This is a genomic window from Arthrobacter sp. 2MCAF15 (assembly GCF_052115605.1).
Taxonomy (GTDB): Bacteria; Actinomycetota; Actinomycetes; order Actinomycetales; family Micrococcaceae; genus Arthrobacter.
On the sequence record NZ_JBFRGZ010000003.1, the window covers coordinates 156,822 to 173,091 of the forward strand.

At 67.2% G+C, this 16,270-nt stretch carries 12 protein-coding genes; all 12 read right to left on the reverse strand.

Features of this window, described 5'->3' with window-relative positions:
* Positions 1 to 14 precede the first annotated feature (14 nt).
* Positions 15 to 824 (reverse strand): GAF and ANTAR domain-containing protein, encoded by an 810-nt coding sequence (locus tag AB4089_RS04395; protein WP_441408080.1) that lies wholly within the window; start codon positions 822 to 824, stop codon positions 15 to 17.
* A gap of 97 nt (positions 825 to 921) precedes the next feature.
* Positions 922 to 1,506 (reverse strand): orotate phosphoribosyltransferase, encoded by a 585-nt coding sequence (gene pyrE, locus AB4089_RS04400; protein WP_441408081.1) that lies wholly within the window; start codon positions 1,504 to 1,506, stop codon positions 922 to 924.
* 84 nt (positions 1,507 to 1,590) lie between these two features.
* A complete protein-coding gene (locus AB4089_RS04405) occupies positions 1,591 to 2,832 on the reverse strand; it encodes an FAD-dependent oxidoreductase (protein WP_441408082.1) in 1,242 nt (413 codons plus the stop codon).
* Between the two features lie 142 nt (positions 2,833 to 2,974).
* Positions 2,975 to 5,308 carry a gluconokinase, GntK/IdnK-type gene (locus tag AB4089_RS04410; RefSeq protein WP_441408361.1) on the reverse strand — a complete coding sequence of 778 codons (2,334 nt, stop codon included), beginning with the start codon at positions 5,306 to 5,308 and terminating at the stop codon, positions 2,975 to 2,977.
* Positions 5,309 to 5,315: 7 nt separating this feature from the next.
* Positions 5,316 to 6,545, reverse strand: coding sequence for a D-mannonate dehydratase ManD (gene manD / locus AB4089_RS04415; RefSeq protein ID WP_441408083.1), 1,230 nt, complete (start codon positions 6,543 to 6,545; stop codon positions 5,316 to 5,318).
* Positions 6,546 to 6,576: 31 nt separating this feature from the next.
* The gene (gene uidB, locus AB4089_RS04420; RefSeq protein ID WP_441408084.1) at positions 6,577 to 7,989 is read right to left on the reverse strand and encodes a glucuronide transporter; all 1,413 of its coding nucleotides are present in this window, start codon (positions 7,987 to 7,989) and stop codon (positions 6,577 to 6,579) included.
* A gap of 61 nt (positions 7,990 to 8,050) precedes the next feature.
* A complete protein-coding gene (gene uidA / locus AB4089_RS04425; RefSeq protein ID WP_441408085.1) occupies positions 8,051 to 9,862 on the reverse strand; it encodes a beta-glucuronidase in 1,812 nt (603 codons plus the stop codon).
* A gap of 219 nt (positions 9,863 to 10,081) precedes the next feature.
* Positions 10,082 to 11,515: a mannitol dehydrogenase family protein gene (locus tag AB4089_RS04430; protein WP_441408086.1), complete on the reverse strand. Its 1,434-nt coding sequence runs from the start codon at positions 11,513 to 11,515 to the stop codon at positions 10,082 to 10,084.
* 8 nt (positions 11,516 to 11,523) lie between these two features.
* Positions 11,524 to 12,930 (reverse strand): glucuronate isomerase, encoded by a 1,407-nt coding sequence (gene uxaC / locus AB4089_RS04435; RefSeq protein WP_441408087.1) that lies wholly within the window; start codon positions 12,928 to 12,930, stop codon positions 11,524 to 11,526.
* Between the two features lie 85 nt (positions 12,931 to 13,015).
* Positions 13,016 to 14,092 (reverse strand): LacI family DNA-binding transcriptional regulator, encoded by a 1,077-nt coding sequence (locus AB4089_RS04440; RefSeq protein WP_441408088.1) that lies wholly within the window; start codon positions 14,090 to 14,092, stop codon positions 13,016 to 13,018.
* Positions 14,093 to 14,191: 99 nt separating this feature from the next.
* Positions 14,192 to 15,358 (reverse strand): Gfo/Idh/MocA family protein, encoded by a 1,167-nt coding sequence (locus AB4089_RS04445; RefSeq protein WP_441408089.1) that lies wholly within the window; start codon positions 15,356 to 15,358, stop codon positions 14,192 to 14,194.
* 31 nt (positions 15,359 to 15,389) lie between these two features.
* Positions 15,390 to 16,250 (reverse strand): sugar phosphate isomerase/epimerase family protein, encoded by an 861-nt coding sequence (locus tag AB4089_RS04450; protein ID WP_441408090.1) that lies wholly within the window; start codon positions 16,248 to 16,250, stop codon positions 15,390 to 15,392.
* Positions 16,251 to 16,270 lie beyond the last annotated feature (20 nt).

Below are 16,270 nucleotides of genomic sequence, written 5' to 3' on the forward strand. Positions count from 1 at the left end.
AGGCGGCTTCCGGTTCAGGCTGGCTGTCGCCGGCCCGGCTCTTCGTAGTGCGTCCGGGTTACCGTTCCGCCGACAGACTGCACCAGGGATGCGGCGATATCGCGCAGTTTGACGTTGCCGTTGCTGGACGCGTCGGTGAGGATCCGGACCGCCGTTTCCTGGTCGCAGCGGTTCTGCGCCATGACGATTCCGATCGCCATGTCGATGACGGTCCGGGATTCGAGCGTGGCCCGCAGGTTGGTGGCGCTGTCCGTGTGCAGCGAGAACCGGACGGCCAGCCGCAGCGCCTGGGAGATTTCGCGGGTGTAGCCGCGGGCCCGGGCCGCTACGTCGCCGTCGAACTTGCGCGGGACATCGGAGTAGAGGTTCAGCGCCGCCTGGGCTTCGCCCTGGAGGTGGAAAGGCACCGAGAGCACCGAGCGCAGGCCGTGCGAGGCGACGGCGGCGGCGTAGTCGGGGCCCCAGCGGTCCTCCTCGAAGAGGTCCGGGACGTAGACTTCCCGTTCCTCCTTGGCCGCGGTCAGGCACGGGCCTTGGGACAGCGAGTACTGGATCTCGTCCACTTCGCGGGCGGAGTCACTGCTCCACCCGATCGTGGCGGCCTTGCGGTCCCGCAGCAGCGTGATTCCGCACAGGGCGTCGTCGCCGGAGCCCGCCACCTGGTGTGCGGAAAAACGTGCGAGTTCGTTCAGGAATTCTTCGAAGTCCGCGCTGTCCAGGATCAGGTTCTGGATCTGGTCGACCGTGCCGATCGACACGTCGGCGCCCTGGCCTTCGGCGCCCAGATTCGCACCGCTGATCAGGGACTTATCGGACGGGAGCATGGCGCGTGTTCTCCAGGTGAAATGGAACGGACGGTATTCGACAAATGATAAATCACGGCCTATCCACCGTCCACCCGTCCGGGCTAAGGCGATCCGCCTAGCTCAGGCCCAGCTCGTCCTTGCCGAAGGCGAAGAGGTACGGAACACCGGCTTCGGCTTCGATCTTTTCCTTGGCCCCCGTGTCACGGTCCACGATCACGGCGACGGCCACCACGTTGCCGCCGGCCTTCCGGACGCCCTCGACGGCGGTCAGCGCGGAACCGCCGGTGGTTGACGTGTCTTCCAGGACCAGGACCTTGCGTCCCTCCACCGAGGGACCTTCCACCTGGCGGCCCATGCCGTAGGACTTCTGCGCCTTGCGGACCACGAATGCGTCCACCGGGCGGCCGGCGTCGACGGCGGCGTGCATGACGGCTGTGCCCACCGGGTCTGCCCCCATGGTGAGCCCGCCGGCGCACTCGAAATCGATCCCGGCGTCCTCCAGCAGCGAGAGCATGACTTGTCCCACCAGTTTGGACGCCTCGTGGTGCAGGGTGATGCGGCGCAGGTCGATGTAGTAGTCCGCTTCCGCGCCGCTGGAGAGGATGACCTTGCCGCGGACCACGGCCAGTTCCTTGATCAGTTCCAGGAGGCGGGCACGGGCAGCGGCAGCGTCGGCTGCGAAGTCACGGGTGGCAGTCATGGGTCCCAGTTTAGTGGCTGGGCTGCCGCTGGTTCCCAGCCGGAGCCCGTGTGACGGCGCAGGGCCGGCGCAGTACAGCCAGGGCTAGGGTTGGGCTTCCGCTCGCCGCGCGAAGGCTGGTGCGTGCTCGGGGCGCGGCCCAAAGGCGATGAAGCGCGGAATGATGGTCCGGACCGCCGGAACACGGCGGGCGATGAAGAGTGCCGCGGCCGGGAACTTCGTCCGCTTTCCGGTCATGATCGGGGCGAAGATCGCGCGTTGCATGATCCGTTGGACGGTCTGCACGATGACGGTGGGCAGCCGCCGTCGCCGTTCGACTTTCTCCAGGTCTGCCGTGGTCACACGGCCCCGGAGCAGCGCGGGGGCGAGGTACTCCGCGGCGGCCGCAGCGTCCTGGATGGCGAGGTTGATGCCGACGCCGCCGGCCGGGGACATCGCATGCGCGGCGTCCCCGATGCACAGCATTCCGTTGATGTGCCACGAGTGCAGCCGGTTCAGCCGCACGTCCAGCCAGTGGAGGTCATCGAGGGATTCGATGGCGTCGACGCGGTCCGCAAGGTCAGGGCGGAGCGCCGCGACCCGCCGTCGGAAGCCCTCGACGCCTTCCGCGCGGATCCGCGCGTCGGTGCCCTTGGCGGCGAGGTAGCCCATTTGGTAGTAGTCGGTGCGGAACAGAGCCAGCAGCGCCTCGCCGGGGCCGAACGCCGGCACCAGGCCCGCCACCTCACCCGTTTCGGAGGGATAGCGGGGCAGCCGGAACCACCAGGTGTCAAAGGGCACCGGGAACTCTTTGGGCGCCATCCCGGCCGCGGTCCGCAGCGCGGAATGGCGGCCGTCGGTGGCCACCACCAGGTCGGCCAGGAGTTCGTCCTGTGTGCCGTCCGGGGTGCGGAAGCGGACTCCCCGGACGCGGCCCCCGTTGCGTACCAGGCCGGTGGCGGTATGGCTCATGAGCAGCGTGAACCCCGGCTCCTGGGCCGCGGCGGAAGCGAGGAAGTTCAGGAAATCCCATTGCGGCATCATGGCGATGTAGTTGTACGGCGGCGGCAGGGCATCAAAGTCGCCCATGGTCACGGGCGGGCCGCCCGCGACCGGGAAAACAACATTCTTCAGGCGGCTCTGCGGCAGCCGGCGAAATTCCTGGCCGAGGCCGAGTTCGTCAATGAGCCGGATGGTGGACGGGTGCACGGTGTCGCCGCGGAAGTCGCGCAGGAAATCCGCGTGCTTCTCCAACACCGTCACCCGCACCCCGGCCCGGGCCAGCAGCAGGCCCAGCATCATCCCCGCGGGGCCGCCGCCCACCACCGCGCATCCGGTCTTCTCCATGGCCTCACGGTACGCCTGCCCGGGGTGCCGCGGGAGGGGGTATTCGCGGCGCATCCTGGTTGGCGCTACGCAAAATATCCTGCGCTACGGGAATCCCCGTAGCGCAGGATATTTTGCGCAGCGGCCGTTAGGAAACGCCGCGTCAGAGCCGGGTGTCGAAGGAGTCGCAGAAGACGTTCTCGTTGAACGTGCCCTGGAACGCCGACTTGCCCTGGATCTTCTCGATCGCGGCCCGGATGGCCTCCGGAGTGCCCGCGTGGGCGTGGATGGCTGTCCTCACCATCGGCACGTCAATGAGGTGGTTGGGCTGGTTGAGCGAGACGAAGACGGTGGGGACTTCCGTGACGTACCAGGGAATCTCGGCCGCCATGGGCGTGGACCACTTGATCCGGATCGCCGCTTCCTGGGCGAAGCCCTTGACATTGGCGAATACGAACGCGGCGTCGTACTTCTGCGCATAGTCCCCGGTGGCTTCCTCGGAGATGACTGACATGAAGTTGACCCCGGTCTCGCCGGCGGCCTCGCGCTGATCGGCCGTCTTGAAGACGTGGACTTCAAAGCCGGCCTTTTCGAGCTCGTCCCGGACAACGTCCAGGTAGGCCAGCGGATCCGCCCGGGTGAAGTCCGACCCGCCGGAGATGCCGTAGAGCCGGATGCGCTTGTGGGTCTGCGGCGTGATGGGCAGGTTGCCGGCGGTGTCCTTGACCAGGGTGACGGTCTTGTCGGCGATCTGCGCGGCAACCTCCCGGTGGGCCGGGCTCCCGATCAGCTGCAGGGCTTCGGCCGGCGGGACGAGGGATTCCCGCGCGGCCCTGTGCAGCCCGAGCGAGGCTTTCAGGCCCAGGATCCGGCGCAGGGCGTCAAGCAGGCGGGCCTCCGTGATGACCCCGGATTTGTAACCCTCCAGCATGTAACCGAAGTCCTCGGCCGGGTTCCGGAAGAACAGGAACATGTCACAGCCGGCCGCGATGGTGGCCGGGACGAGCTCGCTGCGCTTCATGGCCTGCGTGAGGCCGATCATCTGGGACGCATCGGTGAGGATGAGCCCGTTGAAGCCGAGCTCGCCGCGGAGCAGGTCCTGGAGCAGTTCCGGTGCCAGGGTGGCGGGCAGGATGTCCGCCGCCGCCATCCCGGGCCGGAAATGCCGTGACAAGTCCGGTGCACCGATGTGCCCGATCATGATCGACTGCACGCCGTGGCCGATCATCTCCCGGTACACGTGACCGTAGGTCTTGTTCCACTCCTCGTAGCCGAGGGTGTTGTAGGAGGTGACCACGTGCTGGTCGCGCTCGTCCATGCCATCGCCGGGGAAGTGCTTCATGGCGCAGACTGTGGGCGATTCGCTGATGCCGTCGAAGTATTCCTTGGCCCGTTCCACCACGATCTCCGGGGTGTTGCCGAAGGACCGGGTGGAGACCACGGTGTTGCGCCAGTTGTAGTGGATGTCCACGATCGGCGCGAAGGCCCAGTTGCAGCCCAGCGCAGCGGTCTCCACACCGGCGACACGACCCATCTGGCGGGCGATGTTCTTGTCCGGGTGGGAGCCCGCCTGCAGGTGGGTCGAGACGAACGTCCCGTCATCGCAGCTTCCGGCCCCGCCCATTTCGGGGTTCGACGCGACCAGCAGCGGCACCCGGGTCTTGGACTGCGCGTAGCGGATGTGTTCCTGCACGGCGGCCGACGGCCCCGGCCGGTACCGCATGCCGCCTACGTGGTACTGCTCCAGGATCCCGTCGAGGTATTCCGGGGCGTAGTCGTTGTTGTGGTTGATGAACAGCTGGCCGATCTTTTCCTCGAGCGACATGCCGGCGATGGTGGACTCCACCCACGCGATGGCGTCGTCGTCGAGGTTGAACGGCGCGGACTGAAGGTCGACGGCGAACGTTCCGGCGACGGGAACTGCTGCCGGGGCCGAGGCCCCAGCAGTCGCCCCGGGCCGGTCCGCGACGCCGGCGAGGGCGGCGGCGACGACGTGTTCCACCGGGCCTGCGATGTCCACGAGGGTCCCGGCCTCGTCGGCTTCGAGCGGCTCGAGCGTGGCGAGCTGGGAGTCGAGCAGCGCGGCCGGCATGAAGTGGCCGGAGCGGCCCTCGATCCTGCCGCCGAGCACGTCCCTGCTGCCGTGCAGATGCAGGAAGACGGTCTCGGGCGCCTGGGCACGGATCGCGTCGCGGTAGCTGCGCTTGAGCGCGGAGCAGGCCAGCACCAGGCCGGCGGGCCCGGCGGCGGCGAGTTCGGCGCCCACGGTGGCAAGCCATGGCCAGCGGTCCTCGTCCGTCAGTGGCGTTCCGGCTGCCATCTTGGCGACGTTCTCCACGGGGTGGAGGGAGTCGCCGTCGAGGAAGCGGACGCCGAGTTCGCGCGCTACGAGGTCGCCGATGGTGGTCTTGCCGCAGCCAGAGACACCCATCACCACGATGTGGCGGCCGGCAACGGCGGCCTCCAGATGGCCTGTCGTGGCCTGGTCCTTGGTCATGCCCGGTTTACCAGTCATGGACGGTGCCGTCGACGAGGCGGTTGTAGGGCAGGTAGGCCTGCTGGTACGGGAAGGCGGCGGCGGCTTCGGCGTTGAATTCGACGCCGATGCCGGGCTTGTCGCCCGGGTGAAGGTAGCCGTCCTTGAAGGTCATGGACTGTTCGAAGACCTCGTTGGTCTTGTCCGAGTGCTGCATGTATTCCTGGATGCCGTAGTTGTGGATCGCCAGGCCGACGTGCAGCTGCGCGGCGAACCCGACCGGGGAGATGTCGGTGGGGCCGTGGAAGCCGGACTTGATCTGGTACTGCGCGGCGAAGTCCATGACCTTCTTCAGCGGGCTGATGCCGCCGAAGTGGGTGGAGGCGGCCCGGACGTAGTCGATCAGCTGTTCCTTGATGATGGTCTGGTAGTCGTAGACGGTGTTGAAGATTTCACCGATGGCCAGCGGGGTGGTGGTGTGCTGGCGGACCAGCCGCAGCGCTTCCTGGTTCTCCGCCGGGGTGCAGTCCTCGAGCCAGAACAGGTCATAGGGTTCCAGCGCCTTGCCGAGCTTGGCGGCCTGGATCGGAGTCATCCGGTGGTGTCCGTCGTGCAGGAGCGGGATTTCCGGGCCGAACTCGTTGCGCACGGCCTCGAATACGGAGGGCAGATGGCGGAGGTAGGCGCGGGTGTCCCAGTCCTCTTCCTGCGGGAACGCCCCGCGGCCGGCGGGCTCGTAGTCGTAGCGTTCACCGGAGGCCTGGGCCTGGGCAGCGACGCCGTAGACGGCCTTGATGCCCGGGACCGCGGTCTGGATCCGGATGGACTTGTAGCCCAGTTCCAGGTGCTCCCGGACGGAGTCGAAGAGGGAAGGCAGGTCCGCGCCGGAGGCGTGGCCGTAGGCGCGCAGTCCGTTGCGGGACGCCCCGCCCAGGAGCTGGTAGACCGGCATCCCGGCGACCTTGCCCTTGATGTCCCACAGCGCCATGTCGACGGCGGCGATCGCTGCCATGGTGACCGGGCCGCGGCGCCAGTACGAGGACCGGTACAGGAACTGCCAGGTGTCCTCGATCCGGTGCGGGTCCTTGCCGATCAGCAGCTGCGCGACGTGCTCCTTCAGGTACGCGGCGACCGCGAGCTCCCGCCCGTTCAGGGTCGCGTCGCCGATCCCGGTCACACCGTCATCGGTGGTGATCCGCAGGGTCACGAAGTTCCGGGAGGGGCTGGTCACGAAGACTTCAGCAGCAATGATTTTCACAACAGGTCCTTTTCTGGTCTTTCGGGGTGTCTTAGTTGCTGGGCGCCAGCGGAGCGGCGTCGGCGGAAACGGCATCGGTGTCGGCGCCGGCGTCAGCGTCAGCCGAAACGGTGTCGTCGCCGCGGCGGGCCTGGATCTCGGTGAGGATCCGGGCGTGCATGGCGTCGGTGAGCGTGTACTTGGCCATCACGATCACGGCCAGGATGGTCATGACCGCCGGCAGAAGGCCGGCCGCGATCTGGATGCCGAAGACGGCGTCGGCGGTCTGGACGGCGCCGGACTTGTAGCCGCCCAGGGCCAGTGCGTAGGCGGCGAGGGCACCGCCGACGGCCTGACCGGTCTTGCGGGTGAAGGAGAACAGTGCGTAGGTGATGCCCTCGGTCCGGACCCCGGTCTTCCACTCGCCGTACTCGACAGTGTCGGCTTCCAGTGCCCACACCACGATGTTGACCGCGAGCACGCCCACGAGGCTGATCACCAGGCCGCTGAAGCCGACCAAGGCCTGGCTTGCGGGGGTGAAGAAGATGATGGCGCCGCCAATTACCGTGAACAGCGAGGAGAAGATGTAGACCCGCTTCTTGCCGATGGTCCGGACCAGCCTGGGCATGAATCCGGCCAGCACGAAGGTCAGACCGAGCTGGATGATGGACAGCACCGGGTACAGGTCCAGCCGGCCCAGGACATCGCGGAGGTAGTACAACTGCACGGAGGTGAGGGCCAGGTAGCCGGTCAGGAAGAAGAAGGAGCTCACGCACAGCATGAGCAGCGGCCGGTTGCCCTTGAGCGTATCCATGCTCTGCTTGAACGTGACGTTGGGGACTGCGCGGTGGACGCGTTCCTTGGCGGTCAGGAAGGTGAAGAGGTACAGGCCCGCCCCGATAACGACGAAGGCGATGGTGATGGCGGTGAACGTGCCCTGCAGGTCGGCGCCGGGCTTGATCAGCGGAGCCACAAAGATGCCCAGGGCGGAGCCGACCAGCAGCCCGCCGATCATCCGGGCGGAGCCCAGCTTGGCGCGCTCCCCCGGGTCCTGGGTCATGGCGCCGGCCAGCGAGCCGTAGGGGATGTTGACCAGGCTGTAGGCCAGGCCCAGGGCGGCGTACGTGACGTAGGCGTAGAGCAGGGTGCCGGATTCCCCGAGCTGGGGAACGGAGAAGGTGGCGACGCTCAGGAGGAGCAGCGGGATGGAGCCGAACATGATGAACGGGCGGAACTTGCCGAACCGTTTGCTGTAGGTCCGGTCCACGACGCGGCCGGCGAAGACGTCGGCGAAGGCGTCGAAGATCCGCACCACCAGCAGCAGGGTGCCGGCGGCCGCGGCCGAGATCCCGGCCACGTCTGTGTAGTAGACGAGGAGGAACATCGTGGCGGTGGTGAAGGCGAGATTGTTGGCGGCATCGCCGGCGCCGTAGCCGACGATGCTGAGCTTGGAAAGCTTTTTCATGTGATTGGGCTCCTTTACCCGGTGCCGGACCTGGGTCCGGCGAAAAAGTGTGCGTTAAGGCCTACGCCTCGGGGGTGGTGTTCTTGGTGCCAGCCAGTGCCGTCCACCGTTGGCGCAGGGCATAGGCGGCGGGTTTGGGCCGCCTGTCCCGGGTGAAGACGCCCTTCTTGTTGCCGTCCACGCGCATGATGCCGTTGGAGGTCTGGAAGTCCGCGAAGTTCCAGACCTGTTCGCCCACCATGGCGTCCACGCGGTCGAAGACCCGGTGGTACATGGCCAGGAACGCGGCCTGGTATTCCTCGCTCCAGGGCTGTTCATAGATGGAGTGGAAGCCGGGCATGGTGTCCGGCCCGTACTCGGTCATGATCATGGGCTTGCCGTACTTGGCTTCCCACTCGCGCAGTTCCTTCTCGAGGGCCTGCTCGGCGGTTTCGAGGTCGCCGTTGTTGAGGTACCAGCCGTAGTAGCGGTTGAGCATGATGACGTCGAAGAGGTCCCCGAGCAGTTCCTTGTCCGGGGTGTCGAACATGACGTTGACGTAGCCGACGGGCCGGGTGGGGTCCAGGCTGCGGGTCAGTTCCACGAGGGGGGCGAAGTATTCGCGGGCGCCCTCTTCGGAACCGTTGGGTTCGTTGGCGATCGACCAGATCACCACGGAGGGGTGGTTCTTGTCCCGGGCGACGAGTTCGGAGATCGCCTGCCGGTGGTTGGCGGCGGTGTTGGCGTCCACTCCGCCCTCCTCGTAAGTCTTCTTGGCGATGCCGCCAAAGACGGCGCCGAAGCCCAGGTGCAGCCCGACGGCGGCGGTCTCGTCGATCACCACGATGCCGTGCCGGTCGGCGAACTCCATGACTTCCTCGGCGTAGGGGTAGTGCGAGGTGCGGAAGGAGTTGGCGCCCACCCAGTCCAGGAGCTGGAAATCGTTGACCATCTGGGCGTTGCTGTGGCCCTTGCCAATGGCCACGTGATCCTCGTGCATGCCGAAGCCGGTGAAGTAGAACGGTTCGCCGTTGATGAGGAATTCCTTGCCGCTGATTTCGACGGTGCGGACGCCGACCGGCAGGGTGTAGCTGTCCAGCAGCTGGCCGGCGTCGCGGATTTCCGCGGTGAGGCTGTACAGGTAGGCGGCGCCGGGCTTCCACAGCACGACGTCGGCGATGCTCAGTGTGCCGGTGGCGCCCTCGGCGCGGGCGACCTCGGCGCCGTCGGCGTCCCGGAGCGATACGGTGACCGATTCGCTGCCGGTTCCGCCGGCGGTGCCGACCGTGTAGTCGACGCTGCCCGTGGTGCCTTCGAATCCGGTGACGACAGTGATGTCATCGACCGTTACGGCCGGGGTGCTGAACAGCCAGATGCTGCGGTGCAGGCCGGCGTAGTTGTAGAAATCGTGGAGGTAGCTCTGCTGGCGGCGGCCGTCCCCGGTGACGGTGATGGTGCCGGGCGGGATGGTGGCCTGGGTGAGCTCGTTGTTGACGGAGATCGTGAGGCGGAAGCTCTGGCCGGGGGTGACGTGCTCGGTGATGTCCGCGCTGAACGGCATGTAGCCGCCGGTGTGCTGGGCCACCAGGGTGTCATCGACCCACACCATGCCCTCGTGCGTTGCCGAGTCGAGGCGGACGTGGATCCGCTCCCCGGCCCAGCCGCGCGGGACGCGGACCTCGCGCTGGTACCAGACGTAGCCCACGTGGTCGCGGACGGCCTTGTCGGGGAAGACGTCGTTGTAGCTGGCCGGAACGCCCATTTCCAGGGCCGAGTCCAACGGCGCCTTGAACCATTCGTCCCGGTGGCCGGAGCGGTCAAAGTCCACCTTGAAGCGGTACAGGCCGTCGAGGTTGACGATCTCGCGGGTTTCACTGGCCTGGGGCTTGAGCATCGTGGGAATTCCTTACGCATCGTTGCGGGGGCGGGCCTTCCGGTTGGGCCGACTGTGCCGGCGAGCCATCCGGTGGCCCCATTCGTCTGGATGTAATCCTAGTCACTTGGCAATCATTTGGCAAGCGGTTGCCATAAAAATTTAGTTGAAAGTTTTGGAAACACTGCTGCCCGGCTCCCCGTGACCGGGAGCCGGGCAGCAGTGCATGCACGGAGGGCGCTACAGGGAGACAGCCCGCTCCCCGAACGTTCCGCACAGGTCTTCAATGAGGTCCACGACGGCTCCGTCAGCGGCCAGGGCCGGATCCACCAGGGCAAGCAGGGCCCGTATCCGCTGGGTGCCGGCGAGCCGGTTGGCTGCGGCCACTTCCTCGGCCAGGGGGTCCTGGAACGCGTCGGAGGCGGCGCCGTAGTCCATCCAGGCGGCGATCATGAGTGCGGCGGCCGCGCCGGACCGGCCCGCGGCGCGCTCTGCCCGCAGGACGGGAACCGCGCGCATCCGCAGCTTGGTGCTGCCGTCCATCGCGATCTGTGCGAGGTGGTGGGCAATCCTGGCGTTGCTGAACCGCTGCAGCAGGGCGGCGCGGTAGGCCAGGATCTGCAGTTCCGCGGCAATGGCTTCGGTCCCGGACAGGTTCGCTTCCGCCTCGTCCCAGAACTTTTCGACAGCCCGCAGGCACAGCGGGTCCGCCAGGGCCTCGGCCACGGTGGTGTGGCCGCGGAGCTGGCCGGCGTAGGCCAGCAGCGAGTGCGCGCCGTTCAGGAGCCACAGCTTGCGGTTCTCGTACGGCTCGATCTCCGCCACGAAGACGGCGCCGGCGTCTTCCCAGCGCGGCCGTCCGGCGGGAAAATCCCCACTGAGCACCCAGTTGGAGAAGGGCTCGGCCACCACGGGCGAGGTGTCGCGGTAGCCGCAGGCGGACTGGACGGCGGCCATGTCCGCGGCGGTGGTCCGCGGTGTGATGCGGTCCACCGAGGTGCCGACGAAGCTGACGTTGGCGTCGATCCATCCGGCCAGGTCCGCGTCCCACGCCCCGGCCATGCCCACTACGGCGTTGTGCGCCACGGTGCCGTTGTTGGAAAGGTTGTCGCAGCAGACGACGGCGAGGGGTCCGGCGGCTGCCGACCGGCGGGAGGCCAGTGCCAGCACCAGCCGGCCCAGCGGCGTCGTCGGGTTGCCGCCGCCGGATGCCAGCAGCGCCAGGTCCGCGGCGACGTCGGGTGCGGTGCGGTCAAGCTGCCCGTCGGCGCGGAGCCGGTACGCCGCCTCGGTGATGGTGAGGGTGATCACCGCGGTGGCCGGTGCGGCGACCAGGTCCGCGAGGCGCTGCACGTTGGCGCCGTCCACGGCCTCGACGATGCTGCTGACCACGGCGAAGGAGTCGCCGTCGTCGGCGCGGTTCACCACGGTGTACAGCCCGTCCTGTTCGGCCAGCGCCAGCGCGGCGTCGGGGCGGCGGCCGGTGAAGGCCGCGATGCCCCAGTCCGCGGCGTCGGACGCCTGGTGGGTGTACCAGGCCTGGTGCGAGCGGTGGAAGGCGCCCAGTCCCAGGTGGATGATCCGCACGGGTGCCTTGGCGGAGGGCCGCAGGCTGCGGTTCAGTTGGGGAAGGTCCATGGCGGGCTCCACCTCGGATTCGGGTGCGGATGTCATTTCGGTGCTCACAGCTTGAAGACCCTCCGCGGCGAGCCGTCCACGATGTCGACGATCAGTTCATGGGCGCGGTCCTCGCTGACGCGGTGTTCGGCGACCAGCCGTGCCAGGAAGGAGGCCTCGATCCGGCGGGAGGCGTCGTGGCGGGCGGGGATGGAGCAGAACGCGCGGGTGTCATCGATGAAGCCGGACGAGCGGGAGAAACCGGCGGTTTCGGTCACGGCGGAGCGGAAGCGCAGCATGGCGTCCGGGGCGTCCAGAAACCACCACGGGGCACCGAGGTAGACCGAGGGGTAGAAGCCGGCCAGCGGCGCGAGTTCGCGGGAGAACACGGTCTCGTCCATGGTGAAGAGCACCAGGTGGAAGTCCTTGGCGGTGCCGAAGTCCTGCAGCACCGGGCGGATGGCCTCGGTGTAGTTCACGGCAAACGGGATGTCGTGGCCGGTGTCCGGGCCGAACTTCTCGAACGTGGGCTCGTGGTGGTTGCGGAACGAACCCGGGTGGATGGTCATGACCAGGCCGTCCTCCACGGACATCCGTGCCATCTGGTACATCATGTGGGCCTCGAAGTCCTCGCGGTCCTGCGCCGTGGCCCGGCCGGCGCGGGCGCGGTCGAACAGCCTGGCGGCGTCGGCGGCGTCGAGCTTGAGCGTCGCGGGGGTGCGGACGCCGTGGTCGGCCGAGACAGCGCCGTGCTCCACGAAGTAACGACGCCGGTTCTCCAGGGCGGTGATGTAGCCGGCATAGCCGGTGGCGCCGTCGCCCGCTGCCGCGATGAGCCGGTCCACGTTCGCGGACCACGTGGGGTGCGCGATGTTCAGGTAGGCGTCCGGGCGGAAGGTGGGCAGGACGCGGCCGTGGAACGTGGGATCCTCGGCGATCGCCCGGTGGCTGGCGAGGCTGTCCAGGGGGTCATCCGTGGTGGCCAGCACCTCGATGTTGAAGTCCTTGAACAGCTGGCGGGGCCGGAAGCCGGGTTCCAGCAGCTTGGCGGAGATCGCGTCGTAGCTGGCGTCGGCGGTCTCGGCACTGATCTCCTGCCGGAGGCCGAAGACGCTGTCGAACTGGGTGCGGAGCCAGTAGCCGGAGGCCGTCCCGTCGAACAGCGGCCAGGCTTTGCAGAACTCGCGCCAGACCGTGCGGGAGTCCGCTTCCGCGGCAGCCGAACCCCTCAGCCGGTCCAGCGGGACGCCGCTGGCGTGGATCAGCCGGGTGACGTAGTGGTCCGGGCTGACCAGCAGCGCTGCCGGGTCCGGGAAGGGGGTGTTGTGCTCGATGACGGCGGCGTCAACGTGCCCGTGCGGGGAAATGATGGGGAGGTCCTGGACGCGCTGCAGGAGGTCCCGCGCAATGCTGCGCGTTCCGGGATCCGCGGGCAGGAGCCGGTCTGGGTTGGCGGCAATCGACTGTGACATAGATCAATGGTCCGGCTTGACTTAGGCATTTGTCAACCGGTTGCCATTAATTGCCATCAAGTTGCGGATGACTGCGGCGGTAGGTCTAGCCCGCGGGCAGCAGCCGTCCGCTCGAGCCCCGGAGCACCAGCTCGGTCTCGACGCGCAGCGTGGGCGCAGGCGCTGCCGTGCCGTGCGGGTGTTCGCCGTGCAGGCGATCCAGCAGCAAGGTGGCGGCGCCGGAGCCGCACTCCCCCAGCGGCGAGCGCACGGTGGTGAGCGGCGGCGTGGTGAAATCGGCCCCGAAGATGTCATCGAAGCCCACGATGCTGATCTGGTCCGGGATTACCAGGCCGGCGGCCTGGAGTTCCTGCATGAGGCCGATGGCCAGGAGGTCGTTGTAGGTCAGCACCGCTGTGGCGCCGCTGGCGCGGACGTCGCGCGCCACCTGGCGGCCGCCGTCGACGGTGGGTTTGCTGGATTCCAGCCGCACGGCCTCGAGCCGGGACCATTCGCAGGCGGCCTGCACGCCTTCCCAGCGGCGCGCGGACATCCAGGACTGCGATGGCCCGGCAACAAAGGCAACCTTGTGGTGCCCGTTGGCGGCCAGGCTGCGGACAGCCTCGCTGATGCCCTTGTTCACGTCCGGGACCACGCACGGCACGCCGTCGACCTCGCGGTTGATGACCACCACGGGCTTGTCCCGGGCGATGGCCCGGATGTGGTCGTCGTCCATGCGGGGGCTGGCAAGGATGAGCCCGTCCACGGTGGCCATCATCCGGCGTGCCGCCGTCAGCTCGGTGTCCGCGGACTCGGCAGACTCGGCCAGGACCAGCGTGTAGTCCCGCAGCGTGGCGGTCGTTTCCGCCCCGCGGATGATGTCGAAAAAGGTGGGGTTGGTGATGTCCGCGACGATCAGGCCGAATGTGTTGGTGCGGCCGGTGGGCAGGGCGCGGGCGAACGGGTTGACCTGGTAGTTCAGCTCGGCGGCGGCGTCCTCGATGAGTTTCTGGGTCTTGGCGCTGACCCGGCCGGGCTTGCTGAGCGCCCGGGAGACGGTGGAGGGATTGACGCCGGCAACCTTGGCGATGTCGTAGATGGTGGCGCTGGACTTTCCCGCACGGGAGGGCTTTTTGGCCGGAGCTGCCGATGCGGCCGCGGCCGGGGTCTTGGGTTCAGTCACCGCCCCATCCTAACGAGCATCAGCCCAACTAACTGGCAGCAGGGGCCGTTTTGAGCGCTCAAAACGGCCGCAGCTGCCAGTCAGTTGGGCGGGGTGTGCCTAGGCGCGCTCGGGGAACTTGCCTTCGTCCACGATGCGCTTGTTCAGCTCGGCGAGGAAGACGTCCTCGTCGAAGTCCAGCGCCACCTCCGTGCCGGTCCAGCTGGAGAGGTGGATGGCGTTGGCCAGGCGGACACCCTTGATGCCGTCCGATCCCGGGGCCAGCAGCGGTGTGCCGTCCAGGATGTTGGCGGCGAAGTTCTCCAGGACACCGGCGTGCTGCGCCCCCCAGGCGGACTCGAACTCTAGGACTTCGGTGGTGTAGAACTCCGCCGTGTCCATCTGGCCCATGAAGAGCTTGAGGACATCGCCCATGTCCAGGCTCTCACTGAGTTCGCGCTCGGGCTTGTGCAGTCGGGTCACCGTGGCGGTCTTGGAGTTCTCGACCACGATCTTGCCCTGGTCGCCCAGGATCTCGAAGCGGTCGGTGCCCACGAGGTCGTGCGTGGCAGTCACGAAGACGCCCGTGGCGCCGTTGCCGTAGTCCACGACGGCGGTGACCTCGTCCTCCACGGCGATGTCGCGGCGGAAGCCGTAGGCAACTTTGGAGTAGACGGACTTCGGCACGCCGCAGATCCACTGCCAGAGGTCCAGCTGGTGCGGCGCCTGGTTGACCAGCACGCCGCCGCCCTCGCCGCCCCACGTTGCGCGCCATTCGCTGGAGTTGTAGTAACCCTGGGGGCGCCACCAGTTGGTGATGATCCAGTTGGTGCGGCGGATGGCGCCGATCTCGCCGTTGTCGACGATCTCCTTGAGTTTCTGGTACAGCGGGTTGTTGCGCTGGTTGAACATGATGGCGAAGGACAGTTCGGGCTTGCTGGCGGCGAACTCGTTGAGCTCCTTGACCTGCTTGGTGTACACGCCGGCCGGCTTTTCCACGAGGGCGTGGATGTTGCGCTTGAGGGTCTCGATGCCCATTTCCGGGTGCAGGAAGTGCGGCACGCACGTCACGACGGCGTCGACGTCGCCGCTTTCCAGCATGGCGATGTAGTCCTCGTGGAAGGGCGCGTCAGGGTACTGGGAAGCGGCCAGCTCCTTCTTGGCGGGATCGGTGTCGCAGATCGCGCCGATCACCATGTTCGGGACTTTTCCTTCGGTGATCAGCTTGGCGTACAGGCCGCCCTGCTGGCCCAGGCCGATGATGCCGAGGCGTACTTTCTTGCTCATGTGGTGATTCTCCGTAGTTATTGGGGGTGGTCTAGAAAAGGTTCGAGTGGCCCATGGCCACGAGGTTGTCGTAGGAGGTCTGCAGGGCGTCCCACACGGTGCGCCCGTAGAGCTCGTCCTGCTCCACCAGCAGGTAGCGGGCACCGGCGGCCTGCGCGGCGGGAATGATGGACGGGAAGTCCAGGTTGCCTTCGCCCACTTCGGCGAACTGGACCACGTTCTTGAACTCGGCCATGAAGCCCATGAAGTCCCCGGAATCCAGCAGCCCGAAGGAGGATTCCGGCAATTCGCCGATCCGGTAGTCCTTCAGGTGGACCATGGCCGTGCGGCCGGCATACTTTTCCAGCGTGCGTACCGGGTCCAGGCCGCCGCGCTGCACCCAGTGGACATCGATTTCCATGCCCATGGCCGGGGAGTTCTCGGCGATGACGTCCAGCATGAACTTTCCGTCGAACTTCGCGAACTCGATGTGGTGGTTGTGGTAGTACAGGCCCAGGCCCTGTTCCTGCAGGCGTTCGGCGTATTCGTTGGCCTGCTTGGCGAAGTCGATGACTGCGCCGATCGACTTCATTGCCGGGAATGGCAGCATGCCGATCCGCAGCAGCTTCGTGTCCAGGCGCTTGGCGTCCTCCACGATCTTCTCGAAGTGCTCGGCCAGCGAATCCCCGGGACGGCCCTGGGGGATCTCCGTGGCCACGGACAAAGCGGCGATGTCCATGCCCAGTTCGCTGCGGGAACGGTCCAGTTCAGCGATGTTCTCCGGCGTCATCGGGATCTGGGAGATCTCGACGGCGTTGTAGCCGATTGCGCTGACCTTGCGGAGCGTTTCAAACGCTCCGAGTTCGGTGAAGCTGTCTTTGAGCATCATCGCTTGTACGCCAATTGTGGACACTGTATTCCTCCGTGGTCTTC